This is a genomic window from Kangiella sp., from assembly GCF_048265365.1.
Lineage (GTDB): Bacteria > Pseudomonadota > Gammaproteobacteria > Enterobacterales > Kangiellaceae > Kangiella.
In genome coordinates this window covers 702,180-723,280 of the sequence record NZ_JBLXBT010000002.1, presented here as the reverse complement: position 1 = coordinate 723,280, position 21,101 = coordinate 702,180, and the positions used below count along the sequence as shown (strand labels likewise).

Below are 21,101 nucleotides of genomic sequence, written 5' to 3'. Positions count from 1 at the left end.
GATTGATTTTTACAGGATTTAAAAATGAAAACCTTACTAAAATGGAGCCTGAGGCTAGTGATAGCGGTGGTTGCCCTGTTTATTGTGGCAGCTGTGGCTTTAATGATTTTTTTCAACAGTGATCAACTGAAAACCACTCTCACCAAGCAGGTCAATGAGAGAACCGGTGCTGAATTGGTGATTGAACGGGATTTAAGCTTATCGTTTTTCCCGTGGCTGGCGATTGAAACGGGCGATATCAGCTTGTCGCAACCTCCCGGATTTGCACAGAAGGATCCAGCTCTGACGATTGGCGCTGTGTCTGCCAGCATTAAATTGATGCCTTTATTCAGTGGTGATATTGAAGTTGGCGCGGTAACTGTCAGCGACGCCACTTTGAATATGACTAGCGGGCCACAAGGTAAATCAAACCTGCAGGCTTTCACTGAAGCGTTACAAAAAGCAGAGACTAAAGATACCGCTAAGGAAACCTCTGAGACGGGAGATTTAGATTTGAGTCTGCAAAAGCTGGAGCTCAATAACTTTACCTTCAACCAATTTGACGCCAATGATAAACAGAGCCAAAGCATCACTTTAGATCAGTTTATTATCGAAGACTTCCGTCCTGGAGAGTTCAGGCCAGTTAATGCTAGCGGTAAAATTTCATCTGAAGTGAATAAAACGGTAATTAAATGGGCACTGGAAGGCGATTTGAAAGTCAGTTCAGACTTCAAGCAGATTAATGTGCAAAAGCTGGATGCCAGCGTCGACAATGTTTCGAGTGCCATTCAGACTGTCGGATTGAGCGGAACCTTATCAGTCGTTATGGGCGGCAAGAGTACTCTGATTGAGCATCAGGGAGCAGTGACGCTTGATGATCAATCAGTGACGCTTAAAGCCTCGGCAGGTTTGGGGGATACTAATGACATTAAGGTTAGTATCAAAGCTGACAGCCTGACACTTGATCAGTTGATGGCAACCAGCGGCAAAAAAGAAACAACTTCACAAGCAGAAGCTGACTTATCGCCAGTTGCTGACTTCCTGAAAAAGTCTCGTATTCAAGGTGATCTGGCTATTGGTAGTTTGAATCTGAAAAACACCAAGTTTACTCAGGTTGCTGCCAATGTGTTTAATAAAGGTGCTACTTTACACTTGGACCCTTTTAAGGCCCAGGCCTTTCAGGGCGAGCTGGCGACAACTGCCAGCGTCAATTTTGCCAGCAAGCCATTGTCTTTGGCAATCCAGCCTGATTTGAAGAACATTCAGATTGGTGATTTGCTCGCGGCTTTCTTTGGCTTTGAGCGTCTTTCAGGGCTTGGAGCGCTTGATCTGGATATGAAGACCAAGGGCGCAGATGCTAAGCAAATGTTGCAGAACCTTAACGGCACTGGCCATATCAACTTATCAGATGGCGCCTTGATGGGCATTGATATCGAAAAGCTGATTGCCTCAGGCTTAAGCCTGCAATCTCTTAACCAAGAGAATTACAGTGGTAAAACCGTTTTTGCCGGTTTGAAAGGTGATTTAAAAGCCAATGATGGTGTCATTGCTCTGTCAAACTTTGCCATTAACTCACCAGTGTTTGATTTACTTGGCAAGGCAACTACCGATGCCAATAAAGAGAGTATTGGTGGTAGTTTCCAATTAGTCCTAAAAGGTGCCTTAAAAGAGCAGGTAGAGGCGAAGTACCCTAAGTTAGCAGGTAAGAAGCTACCCTTTGAATTAAAAGGCACCTGGGCTGAGCCAAAAGCTAATATCGATTATGAAGCAATCCTCAAAGCTGAATATCAGGGAAAAATTGATGAGAAAAAACAGGAGTTAGAGGATGAAGCCAAAGATAAGGTCGAAGATAAATTAAAAGACCTACTGCGACGCAAGAAAGAAGATGAGCAGTAGTCTTTGTCGCAACAAGAATAATAGTTAGTCTGTAAACGCCCTCCTTTGAGGGCGTTTGTATATAAATAATTGAAGACCGACTAAACCCTTTGTCAGCTAGTGGCATCCAATAGGTGTATCAACAAATAATGAGGGTTAACAATGAAAACATTGATTTACACAAGTGCCATAGTGGCTTTGTCAGTTTTTGGCTCGGCTAGTCAGGCAGAAGAAACCAAAAGCTTTTCACAAACTTATGATTTCAGTGCTACCGGCTCTGTCTCCGTTGAAAATATTAACGGCAGCATTGAGATTAGCGGCTGGGATAAAGATGAAATTGCTTTGGAATACGTCATAACAGCTGATAATGAAAAAGATCTGAAACGCATTGAGGTCATTGTTGACCACAGCGAGAAGAACTTTGACGTTGAAGTAGACTATAAAAGCTCGGGTATGTTCAGTTGGGGCGGTGGTTCTGGCGAAGTGGACTTTGTACTAAAAGTGCCTCATAAAGCTCAATTGAACTCGATTGATTCTGTGAATGGCGCGATAACCATTGCCAACATTTACAGCGATATCCAAGCCGATACCGTTAATGGTCGAATTACCGTGGAAGGTGCTTCAGGTGATGTTTCTGTGGATACGGTTAATGGAAAAATCATTATCCGCATGGCTCGATTAGGTTCTTCGCAAAGAATTAAAGCGGATAGCGTTAATGGTGATATAGCAGTCTATGCTCCATCCGATGCTTCTTTTAAGTTGACTTCTGAAACCTTAAATGGCGATCTGAGCAATGATTTTGGTATTGAAGTAGACGAAGGTGAGTATGTAGGTGCCGAGATGAATGGTAACTACAATGGCGGTGGAGCCAGCTTGTCATTTGATACAGTTAATGGCGATATTGAGATTTTAAAGAACTGAAATTCTTTGAATTAAAGAGTTAAACACCCCTTTAATATCCTGTGGGACTCTTTTAGATACTTTTTTAAAACCTCTTTGTAACCTATCGGGCGGATTCTTAACTGATTCCGCCCTTTTTTATGCTTTAAGGAGCAGTACCGCATCAGCCCCGATGAGCTGTAATTGCAAATCCCAGTGATCGGCTATCCACTGAAAGGTGTTATCGGAATAGAAACAGACGTGAGTCTGATCATTCTTGTAATGCCAGCGAGCAAAAGCCTCTTGACTGATCCAGCGTTTGGTCATGATGCCGAGCACACCTTGCGGCTTGAGCATAGACACTAGCTGCGGAATAACTTCACAAGGTTGATGTAAATGCTCAAAGACTTCGGTGCTGGTAATAAAGTCATACTGGCGCGACAGTAAGTCTGCTTGGTTGGCATAAAAAGGATCATAGTTATCCATGCTAAAGCCAAGCTCTGCCATCATCACCGAAATGGTGGGGCCTGGCCCACAGCCAAAATCTAGCCCCTGTGCGTTATCAGGCAGGTTTTCTGACAGAGGTGTCAGCAAACGATCAAGAAATTGACGATAGCCCTGGTCATCTGGCGAGTTCTGATGGAGGTCGTATAGCGATTTCTCGGCTTCAGCTGAAAGCAATTGATGCTTCGGCACAAAGACCAGATCGCACACCTGACATTGCAGATAATCACGCTGTTTGTCAGTGTGAAAGTACAAAGTTTGGTGCTTCGAGCAAAGAGGGCAAGTCATCGGCAATCTTTTACGTTAAAATAGCGAAAACACGAAAAGTATTATTTTAATGGCATTAGTATCACTACAACAAGTTGAAGTCAGTTATGGTGGCCCGGCTTTATTGAATAAAGTCGATTTCACGATGGAACCTGGCGAGCGGGTTTGTCTTATTGGCCGTAACGGCGTTGGAAAATCGACCCTTCTCAAAGTCATCAACCGCGAAATTATCCCTGATGATGGTGATATTCGCTTTGTGCAGGGCATCAAAGTCGCCAAGCTCACGCAAGAAGTGCCCTCTGGCACCAGTGGCAGTGTCTTTGACGTTGTGGCGGAAGGTCTGGGCGAAGCAGGGGCACTCATTCGAGAATTTCATCATTTAATCCAATCTACTGACGACGCATCAATGCAGAAGTTGGCGCGTGTGCAGGAAAAAATCGAAGAAATTAATGGTTGGGCGATGGATCAGAAAGTCGAAACCGTGATTAATCGATTGAGTCTCGATGCCGAAAAATCGTTCGATGAATTGTCCGGCGGTATGAAAAGACGAGTGCTTTTGGCTAAGGCTCTGGTGGAACAGCCGGATATCTTATTGCTGGATGAGCCAACCAACCATCTGGATGTTGAGTCTATCGAATGGCTGGAAAATTTCCTGAAAGCCTACGAAGGTAGTTTGTTATTTATTACCCACGATCGTCGATTCCTCAAGAATCTGGCGACTCGAATTGTCGAAGTGGACCGAGGCAAATTAACCTCATGGCCTGGCGACTATGAAAATTTTCTGCGTCGAAAGGCAGAGCAGTTGGCTGCGGAAGAAAAACAAAATCAGGATTTCGATAAAAAGCTTGCTCAAGAAGAAGTCTGGATCCGTCAGGGCATCAAAGCACGTCGTACTCGTAATGAGGGACGTGTTCGAAGACTTGAAGCTGCCAGACAAGAGCGTGCGGAGCGTCGTAATTTGATTGGCAATGTCAAGTTGCAGGCTCAGGACGTGGAAGCGTCGGGCAAGAAGGTTATCGAGGCTAAAAACATTCATCATGGCTATGAAGGGCGAACCTTAGTCGATGATTTTTCGACCCTGATTATGCGCGGCGATCGGATAGGTATTATCGGTCCGAACGGTGTCGGTAAAACGACTCTTATTAACATCCTGTTGGGTGAATTAAAGCCAGACCAGGGCGAAGTAAAATTAGGCACCAAATTAGAGATAGCCTATTTCGACCAACATCGCGCCCAGTTAGATGAGAAGCAATCAGCGATGGATAATGTGTCCGGTGGCAAAGATTTGATGACCATTAATGGTCAGCCACGTCATGTCATCAGTTACTTGCAGGATTTTCTGTTTACTCCTGAGCGGGCACGTGCACCCATTACCGCTTTGTCGGGTGGTGAACGAAACCGTTTATTATTGGCCAAAATCATGGCTAAGCCATCTAACTTACTGATTCTGGATGAGCCAACCAATGATCTTGATATTGAAACCCTCGAATTACTGGAGGAGATGCTGGATAACTATCCAGGCACATTGATGTTGGTCTCACACGATCGTGATTTTCTGAATAATGTGGTGACTAGCACAATCGCTTTTGAAGGGCATGGTATTGTTAAAGAGTACGTGGGCGGTTATGACGACTGGTTACGACAAAAACCGTCTGATGCTGGGAGCACTTCGAGCAGCAAGCTGGCTCAAGAAAAGCAAAAAGACCCTGAACCGAAAGCTAAAGCATCAAGCAAGAATCAAAAAAAACTTAAAAAACTGAGTTATAAAGATCAACTGGAGCTGGATAAGTTACCCGAAATGCTGGCAGAGCTTGAGAAAAAAATCGACGCAGTGCATGAGCAAATGAGCGCTCCTGAGTTCTATCAGCAGGATGGTGAGAAAATTGCAGATACTAAACAAGAGTTAGAAGAGCTTGAAGCAGAGTTGGAACAAAAGTTCGAGCGCTGGGAATCATTGGAAGCGATGAGAAACAGTCTGTAAAAATGATGTTAATTGAGGTGGTGTATGTCACAAGATGATTTTGATTTATTTAAAAAAGAGTTGTCCGACGTTCAGCGCCTTAAAAATGATCGGGTTAATTTGCATAAAGCCAATGAAGGACCAAGCATTGCACAACAAGCAAGACGCGAAGCGGCTTTAGGTCGCAAGCCTAATGTCGATCCCAATTATCTGACCACGGATTTCGTTGAGCCGGTGCTGCCGAATGATTGGTTGGAATACAAAAAAGACGGTGTGCAAGAAGGTGTCTATAAAAAATTACGCCTTGGAAAATATACGATTGATGCACATATCGATTTGCATCGACGCAGTGTTAATGAAGCGCGCGAAGATGTGTTTTATTTTCTTAGCGGTAGTTTTAAGCGGGGAAAACGCGCTGTATTAATTACTCACGGCAAAGGCGAGCGCAGTCATCCTCAGGCGGTTTTAAAAAGTCATGTTAATCATTGGCTGAAACAACATGGTGCTGTGCTAGCCTTTCATTCGGCACAGAAGCAACACGGCGGTTTAGGTTCGGTTTATGTTTTGCTCAAGAAAAATGATGAAGAAAAGCAAATCAACCGTGAATTATTTAATAAAGGTTTTGGAAAAAGACTGTAATAAAGCTAGAGGCATAATTACAGCAAGGCGAGGATAATAAAATGGAAAAACATTCTGATAATAAAGGTTTGATCGAACTTGATGGGGAGAATGAAGAACAACAATCGAGCGCAAATAAGGATGCCTGGGAAAGAACCAGAGAGTTAATCCTATTGCAAGTCAAATTAGGTATAGACGCTATTCGCGACTTCATCTTAATGCCGGTAGCTCTTTTTTGTTATATTCTAGACTTTGGTGAACGCGACAAAGACCAGCCAACCTATTGGGATCGATTAATGGCCTGGGGACGTCGTAGCGATCATCATATCAACCTATTCAAACATCGTCGTTCTTATAAAAAAGGCTATATGACGATAGACGATGCGATGAGCATTGTCGAAGAAACAATCCGCAAGGAAGTGAAGAATGGGGACTATTCTGAGCAAGTGGTTAATAAGGTTAAAGACAAATTTAAGAACCGATTTAATCATTAAAACAGGTTATACAGAGAGAAGGATTTAGTATGTCCGCTAATACAATGCAGACGGCAGTTGCTATGCTTGCGTTATGCTTTAGCCCCTTATCTATAGCAGCCGGTGAAGCTCCCTTTGCTGAGCAGGAATTAGAAGAACCTGATACCTTTGTAACCATTACCGTTGAAAATGATTTGTTCGCTGGTCGCGATGGCGGCTATACCAATGGCTTCGGTGTCAGTTGGGGCAGCGGTCCTTATAAGACACTGGATGGAACCAAAAGTCCAGAGTGGCTGCAGGCAATGGGTAAAACCTTCGTTGTTCATGATGATAAAGAGCACTTTTATGGTGCCAGTTATAGTATTTTTCAGGGCATACAGACTCCATCCGATATTACCAACCCCAATGTTCAGCCAGATGATTTACCCTATGCGGGTATTCTCGGCTGGCGTGGAACCGTGCATTCCTGGACTGAAAGTCGTGCCGAACAATTTAGCCTATTGCTAGGAGTTGTGGGCCCCGCATCGCTTGCGGAGCAATCTCAGAAGACGGTGCATAAAATTACCGGTTCTGATAAACCTATGGGATGGGACTATCAACTACACAATGAACCGGTCTTTGCGTTACAGGCGCGCCGTAGTTGGCGCTATGAAATCAGAAATGGTGATGGGCATGGCATTGACTTTATCGGCATGCTTGAAGCAAGTGGTGGAAATTTTTCTTCATACGTTGCGGGAACTTACATGGTGCGTTGGGGCTTAAATCTCGAACGTAGTCACGCTGCCATTAGTGTATTGCCAGGACGCGGAATCAATCCGCTGGCCGGCACCAACTCTGAAGAATATTATGTCTTTTTCGGTGTCCAACCTCGCTATGTGTTTAATGATGTTTTTGTTAATGGTAATACTTTTCGTAACAGCCCGTCGGTCACTTTAAAAAATGAACAGCTGATCTATTCCACTGGTTTTGTCTGGAACTGGAAAAATTGGGGGCTGTTGTTTTCGTTGGCAGAAACCACCAGTACTTTTGAAGAGCGAAAAGGTAACGCCAAGTTTGGCTCGGTCAGTATCAGTTATCGGTTGTAGTGTTAGTCTTCATGAGGTGAAGGGTAGTCAATGTTGGTTATCCAGAACCGTTTGTCACCATCGGGTAGTCGTAACTTAACCTCATCATCAATCTGTTTTTTTAGCAGTGCACGTGCCATCGGTGAGTCAATACTGATGTAATGAGGTTTATGATCAAATTCGTCCGAGCCAACCAGCCGGTAAGTTATTTCTTGGCCATTCTCATCTTCTAAAGAAACTTGTGCACCAAAGAAGACTTTATCTTTCTCTTGCGGACTATGCTCAATAACTCTGAGATCCGCTGTGCGTTTTTGTAAGTAACGCACGCGCCGATCAATTTCACGCAGCTGTTTCTTTCTATAAATGTACTCAGCATTTTCGCTACGGTCGCCTTCTGCTGCTGCGGCATTGATGGCTCGAGTGACTTCTGGTCGTAACGTTTTCCACAAATAGGCAAGCTCATTGCGTAGGCGCACCGCACCTGCGGCGGTGATTAAGTTGGATCGTTGCATGGCTAGTCCGGTTGGTCTTCTTCTTTGTTTTTAGTGGCGTCTTTTAATTGTTGATCAAGGTTATCAACACGTTTCTGCATTTCCTCTTCAACTTGTTTTGCTTTATCGAGTTGCTGCTCTTTATAGTCTGACAATAGTTTATCGGACTCATTTTCTTCGTTCGAGCAAGCGGTTAGCGTTAAGATGATCAGGATCAACGCAAGCCATTTATACATCGTGATACTCCTATAAATTCTCAAGTGCTTAATGATAGCGCAGATAATGGTGACAAGTCCCGAGGGTAAGACCAATTATGCCCAATTAGGGGAATTTGAACTTTTACATTATAATTCGCTAATATAACTATCCAAAGACGTGCTTGATGATGCTGCATTTTAACCAACAGATTATGACGCCACTCAGTTGGGGTAGGGGTATTGCGCTATTGCTCCAGGTGCTTTACCTGTTTTGGCTGCAGCAGCTGCCTTCCTCAGTTGTCTGGGTCATTCTATCTGTGCAAGCAGTCATATTGTTGCATACCCTAGTAATCAGTCGCGCAACCGTCAGCCAGCTGGGTATTTTTATTGCCTTGTTACTTGATGCGCTTTTACTTATAGCATACGTCTATCTCACAGGTGGCATTGCCAACCCTCTGATTTCACTGTTGCTGTTACCGGTCGCTACCGCTTCTTTAATGCTCAAGCCGCGCTACGCATTAAGCTTGTTATTAATTGCTATCGCAGGCTATAGCCTACTGTTAAGTCTGGTGTCTGAACACCAGACCCATCATAGCTTCACATCTCACCTGATTGGCATGTGGCTGGTATTTATTGCCAGTGCACTGTTGCTGTATTACCTGGTCAGTCGCCTGGTACGGGCAACTCGCAATCAGCAGCTGAAACTGGAACACCAGAAGCAGCGTCAGCTTAGAGATGACTATTTGCTCGCGCTTGGTGTTTCCGCAGCAGATGCGGCCCATCAATTGAATACTCCCTTATCCAGCATGGCGGTGATGATTGATGATATGCCTGAATCGGATGATAAAAGCTTAATGGAGCAACAAATCAGTCGTTGCCAGAAGATTACCCAGAATATTCAGCAGCAGTTTGAACAGTTAAAACTACGCCAATATCAAACTATCTCGGTGCATGACCTGTTAAGTCAGATTGCTGCCAGTTTTCGATTACTGCATCCGGAGGTCAGGTTGGAGCTGGATACAAACTCACATTCTGAATCCGCCTGCAACAGCAACCAGTATCAGCTGAACAGCCACCTTGGCTTTATTAGTGCCTTACTCAATATCATGGATAATGCTGCCAAGGCTTCGCAGCTCAATCATAAGGCGCATATCAAGTTGGCCTGTGAGATTAGTAACAACAATAGTCATAAGTCATACCTTACTCTACGAATTTTTGATTTTGGTGAAGGCCTGGCTGAGCATCAGCTAGAGAGTTATGGGTTCGTGCCCAATCTTGATTCACGGCAGGGGATGGGGACCGGAAGTTTGATATCCAGTGCCAGTATTGAATTGTTGGAGGGGGCGATTCAGATTAGCAATCATGAGCAGGGTGCCTTGGTCACGGTTTCTTTGCCGGTTCGCAAACAAAACGCAGCAACAGTTGAGGGGTAGGGTATGACCAAGAACTTGCTTCTGATCGAAGATGATGCGGTTTTTGCTCAGGTATTGCAGAACTCGTTACAAAAGCGAGTAATAAGCTGCACCCATGTCAGTACTATTGAGCAGGCTTCAGATCCTGAACTGCAAAATAATTTCGATTTTATAGTGCTGGATTTATTTTTGGATGGAGAGTCAGGGTTAAGCATTCTATCGCAATTGCGTCAGCGTTATCCGAAAGCCAACATCCTGGTTCTGACCGGTTATGCGAGCATAGCAACCACCGTGCAGGCCATTAAACTGGGTGCCGATAATTATCTACCCAAACCTGCCAATGCTACTCAGATACTGAATGCCCTTACTCAAGAGTCAGTTGAGTTATTTGAATCAGCCCAGCAGTACTGTGCAGCCCAAAAGGAAAGTGATAACGATATCGAAGCACAAAATGTCCTATCCGTTGAACGCTTGCAGTGGGAGCACATTCAGACAGTTTTAGCCCAGAATCAGGGTAATATTTCCGCTACGGCAAGGGCATTAGGGATGCATAGAAGGACGTTACAGAGGAAATTATCAAAAAAACCTAAAAACAAATAAGAATGGTGTTGATAACTATTCTCATTTAGATCTATAATGCGCGCGTTGTTCACTTACAAACAAAACACAGGGTATGACAATGCAACCTCGTTTCTCTATCAGCGCATTAACTGTTGCTATCACAGTAGCGCTTACAGCATCTCAAACAACGCTAGCTGACGACCTTAAAAAAGGCGATCAAGTCGAAACCATTCAAATCATTGGCGATAGCCAGGCCGCGCAAAAAGTGCCGGGTTCTGCGCATGTGGTTTCAGAAACTGAGCTAGAAGAATTCAAATATACCGACGTCAACCGTGCCTTACAGCAGGTGCCTGGCGTCTATATCCAACTGGAAGATGGCTTGGGTTTGCGTCCGAACATCGGTATTCGTGGCACGGGAACCGGTCGTTCTGGTCGAGTAACGCTAATGGAAGATGGTGTTTTAATCGCACCAGCGCCTTATTCAGCCTCATCAGCTTATTATTTCCCAACCTTTGACCGCATTACTGGCATCGAAGTTTTGAAAGGCCCTGCGGCCATTAAGCACGGCCCTTTCACCGTTGGTGGTGCAGTAAACTTGATTTCGCGTCAAATTCCAGTGGATGCAGAAGGCCAATTGAAACTCGAGATTGGTGAGAATAATGAGCGTCGTGGTTATGTCTATTATGGTGATAGTAGCGATAACTTCGGTTACTTACTTGAAGCCAATCAGCACGTTACCGATGGCTTTAAAACGATTGACCGTCACGGTGATGAAACAGGCTTCGACAAAGATGATTATGTTGCTAAGTTCCGTTTTAACTCAGATTACTCAGCTGACGTTTACCAGCAACTAGACATCAAAATTCAGCACTCGACTGAAGATTCAGACCAGTCTTACCTTGGTTTGACTGATGCTGATTTTGCTGCTGATCCTTATCGCATGTATGGCGTTTCAGCGCTGGATAATTTTGACGGCGAGCACGACCAATATGTAATGAGCTACTATGCAGACTTAACGGATAGCTTTGACTTGCGTATCACAGCATATCGCAATGAAACTGCTCGTAACTGGTACAAAACCGGTGCTTTCATTATGGATGACCCATTGAATCCAGGCACTAGTACACGTTACAGCTGGTCAAGCATTATTAATGAGATTAACTCTGGTGGCAGCAACGCAGCTTACTTCCAGTCGATTCTTGATGGTGCTGATGCGCCTAATGATCGTATTCAAATTACGGATAATAATCGTAACTACTTAAGCGAAGGTATTCAGGCCAGTTTCGAGTGGGATTTCACCGTTGGTGAAACACAGCATGACCTTCAGTTAGGTTTACGTGTGCATGAAGATGAAGAAGATCGCTTCCAGCGTCACAGCTACTTCATTCAGGAAAACGGTACATTAGTATTGGATCAAGCAGATGCGTGGGGCACAGCAGGTAACCGTGTCTCTTCAGCAGAAGCAAATTCTTACTACCTGATCGACACCATTACTTATGGCGATTGGATATTCACACCAGGTGTTCGCTACGAAGATATCGACCTGAAACGCGAAGACTGGGCCAATGCAACAGACCGCAGTGCAGCACCAAGTGTACGCACAAATAGTGCCTCAGAAGTACTGCCTGGCTTTGGTGCCTTGTGGTTATTAAGTGATAACACCAGTTTATTATTTGGTGTGAATAAAGGTTTTGCACCTCCAGGAAACAGCCCTACAGACAAACCAGAAGAAAGCTGGAATTATGAAATGGGCGTGCGTTTTGCTGGCGAAAGCTACAACAGCGAATTGATCGCCTTTTACAGTGATTATGACAACCTGTTAGGCGAATGTACCCTTTCAAACAGTGGTTGTAGCATTGATGAACTGGGTGATCGCTTTAACGGTGGCGAAGCTGAGGTTAAAGGTCTTGAGCTGCGTGTCGTGGGCAAGTTTGCCGAAAACTGGTTAGGCAGCTTCAGCTACACCTACACCGACACTGAATTTGCTTCGACTTTTGACAGTAACGTCTGGGGCCCAGTGGAAAACGGTCAGCCGATTCCATACATCCCTGAAAATCAGATGCAGTTATCGGTCGGCTATGACAACTCAGTGTGGAATGTTTTCACTAACCTGAACTATGTCGACGGCACTTGTACTAAACCAGCCTGTGGCGCCTTCCAGCAAACCGATGATCGCTTCATCGTTGATTTGGCGTCTGAGTTTGATATCAACGACAGCACCAGCATCTACGCTACTATTGATAATCTTTTCGATGATGACTCGATAGTTGCACGCGAGCCTTACGGTGCACGTCCTGATAAACCAAGAACGGCACGGGTTGGTGTGAAGTTTAACTTCTAAGTAAATTGTCCTAGCTATAGGAAGTTATTATAACAATAACGATGTTAGTCTCTCCCTGGGCTCGTTGACTTGAGTCAAATTGAGCCAATATGATACAAGCCCGCTTCGGCGGGCTTTTTTTATTCTCAGGTTTTTTAAGCCCTGCTTTTTTAAGTAAGAAGCAAACTGGGTTATGATAGTCGGGTGATGATAACTATCAATGGCATCTATAATGGCACTATCAAAACCGCAACAGCGTAAACCAATTCATTACCGGCATATTCAATGCAACGGCTACCTTCGAGACGATGGCTTGTGGGATATTGAAGCGCACCTGACTGATGATAAAGGTTATCCGTTTCCTACCTTGCAGCGTGGGGTTCTGCAACCTGGTGAATTGGTGCATGAGTTGTGGTTAAGATTAACTCTGGATAATCAGTTGGTAATTCAGGATGTTGAAGCCGCTATGGCGATAACCCCTTTTTCTATCTGTTCACAGATTGAAGATAATTATAAGCGCTTGATTGGTTTGCAAATTGGCCGCGGCTGGACGCAGAAAGCAAAAGAATTGGTGGGGGGTATAGAGGGGTGCTCGCACCTGTTAGAATTATTGAGGCCGATGGCGACCACTGCTATACAAACCATTTACCCCTATATTAACTTTTCTGAAGATGGCCGCTTCCCCATCAGCGATAATGTGCTGAATTCGTGTCATAGTTTTTCCGATAGGAATGAGATTATTAATGAGTTCTGGCCTGAAAAGTATCAAGGTCAACAACTTGACGTTCAAGAGGTTAACGATGAGTAGTATCGACTGGATAACAAAGTACATCGAAATCTTTGATCGTATTGAGGCGCATATGATTGAGCTGGAAATATGGTCAGAGTCACATCCAGGACATCATAAGTTGCAGAGCAGCATGCCATTTTGTGTGGATACGTTGCAGTTTGAAGAGTGGCTGCAGTTTGTGTTTCTGCCAAAAATGCGTGAGTATGTAGAAGAAGAGCGCCTGCCTCCGGGGCCGGCACAAATAACACCCATCGCAGAAGAGACTTATAAAGACCAGCCAGAATTGAGGTCTTTAATTGAACTGTTAAGAAAATTTGATGAAATATCACATTTAAGCCATCTGCATTAACCAGAAGGTGAATCATGATCAAAGATAAGAAGATTGTCCACTTTAAAAGTGAGCTGTTACAGATTGAAAAAGAATTGGTCGAAGCCTTAGGGCTGGCTGAAGAAGTCGGCGAAAAAGTGGAACTCGATCAGGCCCGTTTTGGGCGTGTGTCACGGGGCAGTGCGCTGATGGATCAGGCCATGTCAGAAGCAGGTGTAGAGCGTGACAAGAAAAGGTTGGTAGCGGTTAGAAAAGCGCTAAAGCGTATTGACGAGAATCAGTATGGATTTTGCCTTGAGTGTGATGAACCGATTAGTGAAAAACGCTTAGAAGTGGCTCCTGAAACTGAGCTGTGTCTCGATTGTCAATCGTTTAAAGAAGAACACTCGCGTAATGATGAGTGAGTGTCAGACTATTTAAAAAATTCTTCCGCAGAAATTTTGCTATCATCAACCGGGTGTGGTGACCAGAAAAACCCCATTAATACTTTTCCTTTAACAAAAGTAACCCCCTCTTTTTTTAATTTCTTGAGTTGATCTGAGTAGTAGGGACTATCTGGGTTGAACGCGATTCGTCCATCAGAGCCTATGACACGAAACCAGGGAAGTTGTAAATCTGCAGGCGCCCGCCCCAGAGCCTTGCTGACATGCCTTGCGTGACGTGGGAAACCCGCTAATTTGGCAATTCGGCCATAACTACTGACTTTGCCATAAGGAATTTGTTTAACCCAATGATACACCTGTTGCCGGAAGTGCTGCATCCGATCCCGGGTTACTGCTGCGTTATTGTGGTGGCTACTTGCTTTAGAATTATTCGACATATCAATAAGTTGATCTCGATCAGAGCTTGAGCTTCATATCACAAAAGTGGTTTGATTATATCGTTTTTCAGGCATATAGTGGGATTTATTAGCTTAGATCTAATCTCAAACGGGAAGGGGAGGAAGCAATGGTAACGCTAATGGAATTAATTTTTGGTAGTGACAGAATGCCAGTTGATGATAGACCATTGCAGGAAATTGGGATTCATTTTAGTTTGCATCATGAGCAGTTGCGTAGAGTGATGGAGCTGTATCTGGAGGCTATGCAAAACGGTCTCCGCGAAAATGTGCGTTACGGAGGGCTGGATGCATTAATGGACGCATTAGCTCGTAACAAGAGTGAAGAGTTTCTGAAGTATCCTCACCAAATCATCGAGTCAAATACGATTGATAACGGCAACTATATTCTTGGACATCTGTTAAAAGAAAAGGATGTCAGCCGAGATTTGGCAACTGAAGTTTCGCGTCGATCGGGTATTGAGCAAGATACTTTGGAAATACTGTTACCTATTACCGCAACTATGATGATGGGGCGGTTGGGGTTATATCTTGATGATGTAGAAGAAGCAAAAAAGCGTGAGACGTTGCTGGATATTTTGCAGATTGAAGAGGGGACCAGTTTGCGGGAAATGATTCTGCAAAAACAGAGGCAACTCTATGGTGAATGAGCAGTGCTTATAGACTTAAACCCATCAAGAGCTTATTTAGATTTTTTATTGTAATCAGAGTCCCAATTTTAGGACAAATATAACCCCTTAATATTCTTATTCTTATTTCAAGAATCAGTAATGCTTCCTGATTTTTAAATAGCTCATGTTGCAAAAGTGGAACAGCAAAAATCCCACTAACATTCTGTTTTTCCTTACTTTCCATAACATGAACAATTAGCTGTACCATATCTGCAACGGATATTGTTAATAATCCATTCTATAAACTTAAACCGACTGAATCTTTGCCTTATTTTTTAGATGCTTAGCATTTTTGGCACACTCCTTGCTTATATTTATGTTGTCTGGCCTGGAATCGACACTGTCGACTACTGGAAGGTCGGTATTCATAGGATCAAAAAGGAGGTTTGCTATGAACATTAAACGATGGGCGCTTGCCTGTTCGATGGCGCTATTTACTGCAACAAGTGCGTATGCATTAGACCCTGCAGATAGCGTTGAATTGGACGGTAATGCGGTCAAGGACACAGCTCTAGATGATTGGCAAAATATAAACTTAGGTGTGAGCTCTGCAGCGGTGGCTACCGGTGTGGTCAGTGACTTACCACCCGCAACTATTTTCTGGAAAGGTGGATCAAAGGACACTGAGGATGTGACTCAGTGGTGGTATAAGGATGGTTCAGTTCCAGATAAAGATGATTTAAGAAATGGTTATGCAGCTGCATATTTCTTGCCCAAGATTGGAGGCGGAAATGATCTGGTCTTTTATTTTGGAGCAGAGCGTTATGCCAATAATGGTGATGCCATTATGGGCTTCTGGTTTTTCCAGGATGTCGTAGGTCCTGATGGTAATAACCGCTTCACCGGTCAACATCAAGAAAATGATTTATTTATTGTAATGGAGTATCCACAAGGCTCAAATGCGCAACCTTTTGTGCAAGTCATGCGCTGGGTGGATAGTGGCGGTGACGTTGATGATAATTTAAGTTTACTTTATTCATCAGGTGATGCCGGCTCCAAATGTAATACGGCTACTGACGCTGGGGTAGCCTGTGCGATTACCAATGACAACCAAGAACTGGCAGGAGTAGCGAATGGTTTATGGCCTTATGAAAATAAATCAGGTATTCCTGATGCATACCCTCATGAATCAATTTTTGAAGGACGGTTGAATGTGACTCAAGCATTGTTGAATGCAGGTATCAGTGAAGTACCCTGCTTTAGTAGTTTCCTGATCGAAACCCGCTCTTCAAGATCTGAAACTGCACAATTGAAAGACTTCTTAGGAGGTCAATTCCCATTGTGTAGTATTGAGGTAGCAAAAACCTGTAGCGCTTCAGCCTTAACAGCCGATAACAAGTTTACGATTGATTATACAATCAGCTTGACCAATACCGGTGTTGGAAGCATCGGTGCTGGCGAAATCATTACTATTGATGATCAGCCTAGCGATGGTGCTGCATTCCAATTAACCCCTGCGGTTAGCAGCTTAACCGGTGGTGCTGATGGTTGGGCACCAAACGAAATACTGCAGGTGTCAGGACAGTATGTTTCTGATGTCAATGGCGGTATGAATACTGTCGATGCGTCAGTCACTTTCGGCAGTTCAAGCATTACGGCTGATCAATATACTATTGGTTGTGATTCGCTATCACTTTCTCCAGCGATCTCAATTAATAAACTATGCGATTTGTCGTTGACACAAACTGGCAACTTGGTTGCTGTGCAAAAGGACTATTCAGTGGATGTCTGTAACACAGGTGATACACCTCTAGATGTCATTTTAACTGATAACAAGGATTTGGCGTTGAATGAAAGCTTCTCGCTGGACTTCCCTAAAACCTGTCTGATTGACGTTGATTGTGGCGCGGGATACACCTGTAATGCTGGTGGTTTCTGTGAAGATGGAGATGGCTTCTTAGAAGGTAACTTCGGAGGAAGTGTCTGTGAAACTCGAACAGGAACTTATCTACCATCTGAACTACCTGTGGGTAGCGATGGTAACTTGACTAACCAAGCCTCGGTCACCGCAACATCCCCTGTTGCAGCCCCAGGCGATATCGGCTCTGCATCGAATCCGATTCAGGATTCCGATTCAGCAACCTGTGACTTGTGCCCTCTACCTCAACCAGAGGAGTAGGATTCCAGGCGCAGCACAACGGGGGCTTCGGCCCCCGTTTCCTTGCTGCAAAGGTTAGCTTTATTTATTTCTACCGCCACCTTTATTGCCGCCTTTACCCCCTCCGGTAGTGGTATCTGTGCTACTGCTATCAAGCGAAATTTGGATCATGGCTATTGCAGTTAGCTGCCCATCACTAATGGTGTAGCTGAAGCTATCAGTATCTTTAAAAGGCTTACCAGGAATGTAAGTTAAGCTGTTATCAGGATTTAAAATAACATCACCTTTCGAACCCTGCTCTACTCCAATGATGGTAAGACTATCGCCATCAGGGTCATAGTCATTACTTAATGGAGAAAAGGTAATGCTGCTTTTTCCAGGTAACACTACTGTATCGTTTACAGCAACCGGAGCAGTGTTACTGACAACTGTCTGCTCTTCGACGGTAACCGAAGCGTTATGCTGATCATTTTGTAGCGTCTGACCATGAGAAACTTTACTGGTAACTGCATAGTCGCCAGCAGGGGCATTAGCATCAATCGCAAGCGACAAGCTGACTTCCTGGCTCGCACCTGGTGCAAGAGTTATATTCGAATAATTAAAGTTACCATTAATATAACTATCCATGGTCGACGTCAGGTTAAAGTTCGAAGAACTACAATCAGAACTATCACGATTTGTAACCTTGTAAACTATTTCAAAGTTGCTGCCAGCATTGGTCGCAATAGAAGTGTTGCTGAGTGGTTCAATAGACGGAACCTGATTTTGACAAATAGCAGGTGCCTGTCCGTAATTAACCTGAATAACTGCACTGCTCCCATCGCTTGCAGCTAGAGTTATACTGACATCATTGGCAGAGTCGTGATAAGTCTGCCCTGGTTGCAGGGTGATATCCGTCCAGCTCAAAGTCTCAGGTGTGGTATCTAATAGATAACTGTCATTAGGAGCATTATCCGTTCCTTCACGTAAACGAACACCCGTTAAAAACTGTGGGTAACTATCTGCAAGATGCGCATCAAAGCCAATCGCCTGACGATACTCTAAGTAGTACCATTCGTTCTGACCGCTGGCCTTAGTCTGTTTAAAAATTTTCGCAAGCTTGGTATTGTTGTCGTTAGCTTCTACTGGCGAAAGAACCACTTCACTGCTTTGGGTGATGGTTGCAGCTTTGGTATTCATCCAGCCTAATTGTTCTTTCTGAAAGGCATTAAAGTGATTCGTTTCACGAGCATTACCCATGCCACTGATAAAGTCACCATAATCACCAACTACACAACCAGAGTCTGCCGTAACTTGTGTATCACAGTCTTTGCTGTGGGCATGATAGAGGCCAAGGTTGTGTCCCAACTCATGGTGGACAACATCAGACTCAAAACGTTTTATCCATGAAAGTGGGCCTTGAACATTGGCTTTACCTGACCAGGTACAATTGGGATGTGTTGGAATAACATACATGACATGATCATAATTCGCTGGCTCATAGCCACGCTGACGAATGATTGCATCAGCAGCATTGCTGATAGCATAGGTATCACAGGTACTGACATCCACATCAACAGTAACAGGCTCAAGTGCCTGACCTGATAAACCAAACTGCTGGTAAGAGTTTTCCAGGAAGTATTGATGAGCTGTATTAAATAACGAATCGTATAGTTGTGCTGAAGTAAAACGCACAATTGGATTAATGGCAAAGTTAATTTCTGCCACCAAGACCTGATGAGTTCCGGTTACTGAAGCAGCTTCGATGGTGGCTCCAACGGATGAAGTCGTTGAGTCATCAAGCAATAAACTGATCGAGTCAGCAGTAGCTTTTAATTTACCTTTATCATTTAGCTGACCATGAACTCTAACTTTTTGGTTGGACGCCAGCCAATCTGGTACTTTATCAAACACAACTTCAGTCGCTTTACCCTGGCTATTAACCAAACGGTAAGATAGTTCACTTCGCTTGTTGACGAAGTCATCTTCAATATTAATCGTTATGGTTCCTTCCACGACATTATCCTTTGCATAGCTCCCTGCACAAAATAAAGACACAAAGATGCCCGCAGACGCTAACGCGCCTTTTAAAAGATAATTCATGTTTAACCTCTTAAGGTAGATTGGATAGGATGATTCACGGAGCCAATCATAGGTAAGTCAGGTGTAAAAAGATATGACAGAACCAAACAATTGATTGAATTTTGTACAAAGTGAGAGCTGGGCTAAAAGGGGCTTGTGACGGTTATGACATTTTTCCCAAATTTGTTACATGGGGATGTTGTGCTTATTTAACAGGCGGTAAAGGCTTGTTCTTGAGATGCCTAAGTTTTTGGCTGCAAGAGTGTGATTATAGCCAGACTTTTCAATAGACAGAATGAGGCTTTCCTTCTCAGCTTTGTCTTTGGCTTCTTTTAAACTGACAATGTTCTGATGGTTGTTAAATGATAAGTCCATGTGTTTTTCAGTAATTAAATTTCCTTCAGACAGAATTACTGCACGACGGATACGATTCATCAGTTCACGAACATTTCCAGGCCAACGATATTGGTTCATGGCATTCAAGCAGCGCTGTGTAAAAGTTTTATGCATATGACCTTCACAAAACTGACTTAAGAAATGATTGGCCAGTTCTGGTATGTCTTGACGACGATGGCGTAAAGCTGGCATATGCAGAGTGAGCACATTAATTCGATGGTAAAGGTCTTCACGAAAGTGACCATCCTCGACGGCTTTTTCAAGATTAACGTTGGTTGCCACGATAATGCGACAGTCAACGGTAATGCTTTTAACACTGCCTAATCGTTCTATTTGATTAAGTTCGAGGAAACGTAGCAAGTTAACTTGTAGGTTAATGGGTAGGTCACCAATTTCGTCAAGAAAAACAGTGCCACCATCAGCGGCTTCAATACGGCCAATTTTTTTGCTGTCAGCATTGGTAAAAGCACCTTTCTCATGACCAAACAATTCTGAATAAAACAAAGTCTCAGGAATGGCTGCGCAATTGATGGCAATAAAAGGACCTTGCTTACGCCTTGAGCGTTGATGGATCTTTCTAGCAGCCAGCTCTTTACCGGTACCACTTTCGCCAGTAATTAAAACGGTGGCGTCTTCCATGGCAATCTTATTGATGGTGCGTTTAATATGCACAGTTGCTTGAGAGCGACCAATAATATCATCGCTATCCTGAGGAACTTGTAGTTGATTAAGCTGTTTATTTTGTAGCTCAGCCATGCCGAATGCATGACCTACAGTTGCCAGAAAATAGTCATAGCGAAGTGGTTCGCGATGATAATCATAAAATAAGTGCGAGAAAAGAAAGTTGGGATGATCTTCTAGCCAGTTTTCGTGAGGAATAATGGCGATCCATTTGGTGGCCATGTTCAACGAAGCCATCTCCTCATATTCGGTAATGACGGGCTCCGGCTCTGCAGACAAAAAAATCACAACCACCTCAAACAGGTGATGCTGAAACAATTTCTTAAATTGACTCTTTTCTTGGGTAAAGAAGATTTGCCAGCCGTTATCTTTCAACTGGTCGATAAGTTCTTGTGCTGACTCGCCTTTTCCAAAAACCAGGATTGAACGACTTTCATGGGGAGAGTGGTCGAGCATTCCTTGCCTCCCAGTCCAAATCAAGTTTAAAAACAATAAAAAGCTAGGGTAATAAATTACACTAAGCTTTGCCGTTATGAAGCTGACATTATACCAATAATTAATTTTCTAAACCTAGAATTTGTTCAGTAAATATAGAGTTTTTGTGATAATTTAATCGCCATAAATATGTCAGTTTGTTT

General features: G+C 43.7%; 21 protein-coding genes. 14 read left to right on the top strand and 7 right to left on the bottom strand.

From position 1 onward, the window contains the following. Positions 1-24: 24 nt before the first annotated feature. Together ACN0VI_RS12530 and ACN0VI_RS12525 are read left to right on the top strand one after the other, a co-directional pair. The gene (locus ACN0VI_RS12530) at positions 25-1,875 is read left to right on the top strand and encodes an AsmA family protein (protein ID WP_417447037.1); all 1,851 of its coding nucleotides are present in this window, start codon (positions 25-27) and stop codon (positions 1,873-1,875) included. Positions 1,876-2,016: 141 nt separating this feature from the next. Beyond that, complete coding sequence (locus ACN0VI_RS12525) at positions 2,017-2,775, top strand: DUF4097 family beta strand repeat-containing protein (RefSeq protein ID WP_417447036.1); 759 nt, start codon at positions 2,017-2,019, stop codon at positions 2,773-2,775. Positions 2,776-2,892: 117 nt separating this feature from the next. Here the strand turns inward: ACN0VI_RS12525 and ACN0VI_RS12520 are convergent, their stop codons facing one another. Further along, the gene (locus ACN0VI_RS12520; RefSeq protein WP_417447035.1) at positions 2,893-3,525 is read right to left on the bottom strand and encodes a class I SAM-dependent methyltransferase; all 633 of its coding nucleotides are present in this window, start codon (positions 3,523-3,525) and stop codon (positions 2,893-2,895) included. Positions 3,526-3,574: 49 nt separating this feature from the next. Here ACN0VI_RS12520 and ACN0VI_RS12515 point away from each other — a divergent pair, with 49 nt between their 5' ends. The 4 genes from ACN0VI_RS12515 to ACN0VI_RS12500 are packed head-to-tail and all read left to right on the top strand — an operon-like array spanning position 3,575 to position 7,640. Then, positions 3,575-5,485, top strand: coding sequence for an ATP-binding cassette domain-containing protein (locus ACN0VI_RS12515; RefSeq protein WP_331892272.1), 1,911 nt, complete (start codon positions 3,575-3,577; stop codon positions 5,483-5,485). A gap of 24 nt (positions 5,486-5,509) precedes the next feature. Then, a complete protein-coding gene (gene smrA, locus ACN0VI_RS12510) occupies positions 5,510-6,103 on the top strand; it encodes a DNA endonuclease SmrA (RefSeq protein WP_331892273.1) in 594 nt (197 codons plus the stop codon). Between the two features lie 41 nt (positions 6,104-6,144). Beyond that, on the top strand, positions 6,145-6,576 hold the full coding sequence (locus tag ACN0VI_RS12505) for a hypothetical protein (RefSeq protein WP_331892274.1): 432 nt from the start codon (positions 6,145-6,147) through the stop codon (positions 6,574-6,576). A 29-nt stretch (positions 6,577-6,605) separates the two neighbouring features. Further along, entirely contained in the window at positions 6,606-7,640 is a 1,035-nt protein-coding gene (locus ACN0VI_RS12500; RefSeq protein ID WP_331892275.1) for a lipid A deacylase LpxR family protein, read from the top strand. A 2-nt stretch (positions 7,641-7,642) separates the two neighbouring features. Here ACN0VI_RS12500 and greB read toward each other — a convergent pair whose 3' ends face one another. Beyond that, positions 7,643-8,131, bottom strand: a complete 489-nt coding sequence (gene greB / locus ACN0VI_RS12495; RefSeq protein ID WP_417447034.1) for a transcription elongation factor GreB — start codon at positions 8,129-8,131, stop codon at positions 7,643-7,645. Positions 8,132-8,133: 2 nt separating this feature from the next. Continuing rightward, positions 8,134-8,346 carry a hypothetical protein gene (locus tag ACN0VI_RS12490; RefSeq protein WP_331892277.1) on the bottom strand — a complete coding sequence of 71 codons (213 nt, stop codon included), beginning with the start codon at positions 8,344-8,346 and terminating at the stop codon, positions 8,134-8,136. Between the two features lie 146 nt (positions 8,347-8,492). On the opposite strand from ACN0VI_RS12490, the gene ACN0VI_RS12485 reads away from it, so the two are divergent. The 6 genes from ACN0VI_RS12485 to ACN0VI_RS12460 all read left to right on the top strand — a co-directional run bounded on the left by ACN0VI_RS12485 (position 8,493) and on the right by ACN0VI_RS12460 (position 14,122). After that, on the top strand, positions 8,493-9,740 hold the full coding sequence (locus tag ACN0VI_RS12485; protein WP_417447033.1) for an ATP-binding protein: 1,248 nt from the start codon (positions 8,493-8,495) through the stop codon (positions 9,738-9,740). A gap of 3 nt (positions 9,741-9,743) precedes the next feature. Next, a complete protein-coding gene (locus ACN0VI_RS12480) occupies positions 9,744-10,319 on the top strand; it encodes a response regulator (RefSeq protein ID WP_331892280.1) in 576 nt (191 codons plus the stop codon). Between the two features lie 79 nt (positions 10,320-10,398). Further along, positions 10,399-12,621 (top strand): TonB-dependent receptor family protein, encoded by a 2,223-nt coding sequence (locus ACN0VI_RS12475; RefSeq protein ID WP_417447032.1) that lies wholly within the window; start codon positions 10,399-10,401, stop codon positions 12,619-12,621. Positions 12,622-12,832: 211 nt separating this feature from the next. After that, the gene (locus tag ACN0VI_RS12470; protein ID WP_417447031.1) at positions 12,833-13,408 is read left to right on the top strand and encodes a DUF2889 domain-containing protein; all 576 of its coding nucleotides are present in this window, start codon (positions 12,833-12,835) and stop codon (positions 13,406-13,408) included. Then, positions 13,401-13,739 carry a YqcC family protein gene (locus ACN0VI_RS12465; RefSeq protein ID WP_417447030.1) on the top strand — a complete coding sequence of 113 codons (339 nt, stop codon included), beginning with the start codon at positions 13,401-13,403 and terminating at the stop codon, positions 13,737-13,739. The genes ACN0VI_RS12470 and ACN0VI_RS12465 overlap by 8 nt, the downstream gene beginning before the upstream one ends. Before the next feature lie 14 nt (positions 13,740-13,753). Next, a complete protein-coding gene (locus ACN0VI_RS12460; protein WP_331892284.1) occupies positions 13,754-14,122 on the top strand; it encodes a TraR/DksA family transcriptional regulator in 369 nt (122 codons plus the stop codon). Positions 14,123-14,130: 8 nt separating this feature from the next. Here the strand turns inward: ACN0VI_RS12460 and ACN0VI_RS12455 are convergent, their stop codons facing one another. After that, positions 14,131-14,538, bottom strand: coding sequence for an MGMT family protein (locus ACN0VI_RS12455; protein WP_417447029.1), 408 nt, complete (start codon positions 14,536-14,538; stop codon positions 14,131-14,133). A gap of 128 nt (positions 14,539-14,666) precedes the next feature. Between ACN0VI_RS12455 and ACN0VI_RS12450 the strand changes: the two genes are divergently transcribed. Further along, on the top strand, positions 14,667-15,206 hold the full coding sequence (locus tag ACN0VI_RS12450) for a DUF937 domain-containing protein (protein ID WP_331892287.1): 540 nt from the start codon (positions 14,667-14,669) through the stop codon (positions 15,204-15,206). A 7-nt stretch (positions 15,207-15,213) separates the two neighbouring features. Here ACN0VI_RS12450 and ACN0VI_RS12445 read toward each other — a convergent pair whose 3' ends face one another. Continuing rightward, positions 15,214-15,411, bottom strand: coding sequence for a hypothetical protein (locus ACN0VI_RS12445; protein WP_417447028.1), 198 nt, complete (start codon positions 15,409-15,411; stop codon positions 15,214-15,216). Between the two features lie 207 nt (positions 15,412-15,618). On the opposite strand from ACN0VI_RS12445, the gene ACN0VI_RS12440 reads away from it, so the two are divergent. Continuing rightward, positions 15,619-17,346: a hypothetical protein gene (locus tag ACN0VI_RS12440; RefSeq protein ID WP_417447027.1), complete on the top strand. Its 1,728-nt coding sequence runs from the start codon at positions 15,619-15,621 to the stop codon at positions 17,344-17,346. Between the two features lie 60 nt (positions 17,347-17,406). On the opposite strand, the gene ACN0VI_RS12435 is transcribed toward ACN0VI_RS12440, so the two are convergent. Beyond that, positions 17,407-19,407 (bottom strand): Ig-like domain-containing protein, encoded by a 2,001-nt coding sequence (locus tag ACN0VI_RS12435; protein WP_417447026.1) that lies wholly within the window; start codon positions 19,405-19,407, stop codon positions 17,407-17,409. 165 nt (positions 19,408-19,572) lie between these two features. Next, entirely contained in the window at positions 19,573-20,919 is a 1,347-nt protein-coding gene (locus ACN0VI_RS12430; protein WP_417447025.1) for a sigma-54 interaction domain-containing protein, read from the bottom strand. Positions 20,920-21,101: the final 182 nt, after the last annotated feature.

What these genes read in the sequence shown, in the direction of transcription:
- smrA (WP_331892273.1), top strand. Translation starts at nt 5,510, where the DNA reads ATGTCACAAGATGATTTTGATTTATTTAAAAAAGAGTTGTCCGACGTT.
- ACN0VI_RS12450 (WP_331892287.1), top strand. Translation starts at nt 14,667, where the DNA reads ATGGTAACGCTAATGGAATTAATTTTTGGTAGTGACAGAATGCCAGTT.
- ACN0VI_RS12460 (WP_331892284.1), top strand. Translation starts at nt 13,754, where the DNA reads ATGATCAAAGATAAGAAGATTGTCCACTTTAAAAGTGAGCTGTTACAG.
- ACN0VI_RS12455 (WP_417447029.1), bottom strand. Translation starts at nt 14,538, where the DNA reads ATGTCGAATAATTCTAAAGCAAGTAGCCACCACAATAACGCAGCAGTA.
- ACN0VI_RS12440 (WP_417447027.1), top strand. Translation starts at nt 15,619, where the DNA reads ATGAACATTAAACGATGGGCGCTTGCCTGTTCGATGGCGCTATTTACT.
- ACN0VI_RS12505 (WP_331892274.1), top strand. Translation starts at nt 6,145, where the DNA reads ATGGAAAAACATTCTGATAATAAAGGTTTGATCGAACTTGATGGGGAG.
- ACN0VI_RS12445 (WP_417447028.1), bottom strand. Translation starts at nt 15,411, where the DNA reads ATGGAAAGTAAGGAAAAACAGAATGTTAGTGGGATTTTTGCTGTTCCA.
- ACN0VI_RS12500 (WP_331892275.1), top strand. Translation starts at nt 6,606, where the DNA reads ATGTCCGCTAATACAATGCAGACGGCAGTTGCTATGCTTGCGTTATGC.
- ACN0VI_RS12530 (WP_417447037.1), top strand. Translation starts at nt 25, where the DNA reads ATGAAAACCTTACTAAAATGGAGCCTGAGGCTAGTGATAGCGGTGGTT.
- greB (WP_417447034.1), bottom strand. Translation starts at nt 8,131, where the DNA reads ATGCAACGATCCAACTTAATCACCGCCGCAGGTGCGGTGCGCCTACGC.
- ACN0VI_RS12480 (WP_331892280.1), top strand. Translation starts at nt 9,744, where the DNA reads ATGACCAAGAACTTGCTTCTGATCGAAGATGATGCGGTTTTTGCTCAG.
- ACN0VI_RS12430 (WP_417447025.1), bottom strand. Translation starts at nt 20,919, where the DNA reads ATGCTCGACCACTCTCCCCATGAAAGTCGTTCAATCCTGGTTTTTGGA.
- ACN0VI_RS12435 (WP_417447026.1), bottom strand. Translation starts at nt 19,407, where the DNA reads ATGAATTATCTTTTAAAAGGCGCGTTAGCGTCTGCGGGCATCTTTGTG.
- ACN0VI_RS12475 (WP_417447032.1), top strand. Translation starts at nt 10,399, where the DNA reads ATGCAACCTCGTTTCTCTATCAGCGCATTAACTGTTGCTATCACAGTA.
- ACN0VI_RS12525 (WP_417447036.1), top strand. Translation starts at nt 2,017, where the DNA reads ATGAAAACATTGATTTACACAAGTGCCATAGTGGCTTTGTCAGTTTTT.
- ACN0VI_RS12515 (WP_331892272.1), top strand. Translation starts at nt 3,575, where the DNA reads ATGGCATTAGTATCACTACAACAAGTTGAAGTCAGTTATGGTGGCCCG.
- ACN0VI_RS12465 (WP_417447030.1), top strand. Translation starts at nt 13,401, where the DNA reads ATGAGTAGTATCGACTGGATAACAAAGTACATCGAAATCTTTGATCGT.
- ACN0VI_RS12490 (WP_331892277.1), bottom strand. Translation starts at nt 8,346, where the DNA reads ATGTATAAATGGCTTGCGTTGATCCTGATCATCTTAACGCTAACCGCT.
- ACN0VI_RS12520 (WP_417447035.1), bottom strand. Translation starts at nt 3,525, where the DNA reads ATGACTTGCCCTCTTTGCTCGAAGCACCAAACTTTGTACTTTCACACT.
- ACN0VI_RS12470 (WP_417447031.1), top strand. Translation starts at nt 12,833, where the DNA reads ATGGCACTATCAAAACCGCAACAGCGTAAACCAATTCATTACCGGCAT.
- ACN0VI_RS12485 (WP_417447033.1), top strand. Translation starts at nt 8,493, where the DNA reads ATGATGCTGCATTTTAACCAACAGATTATGACGCCACTCAGTTGGGGT.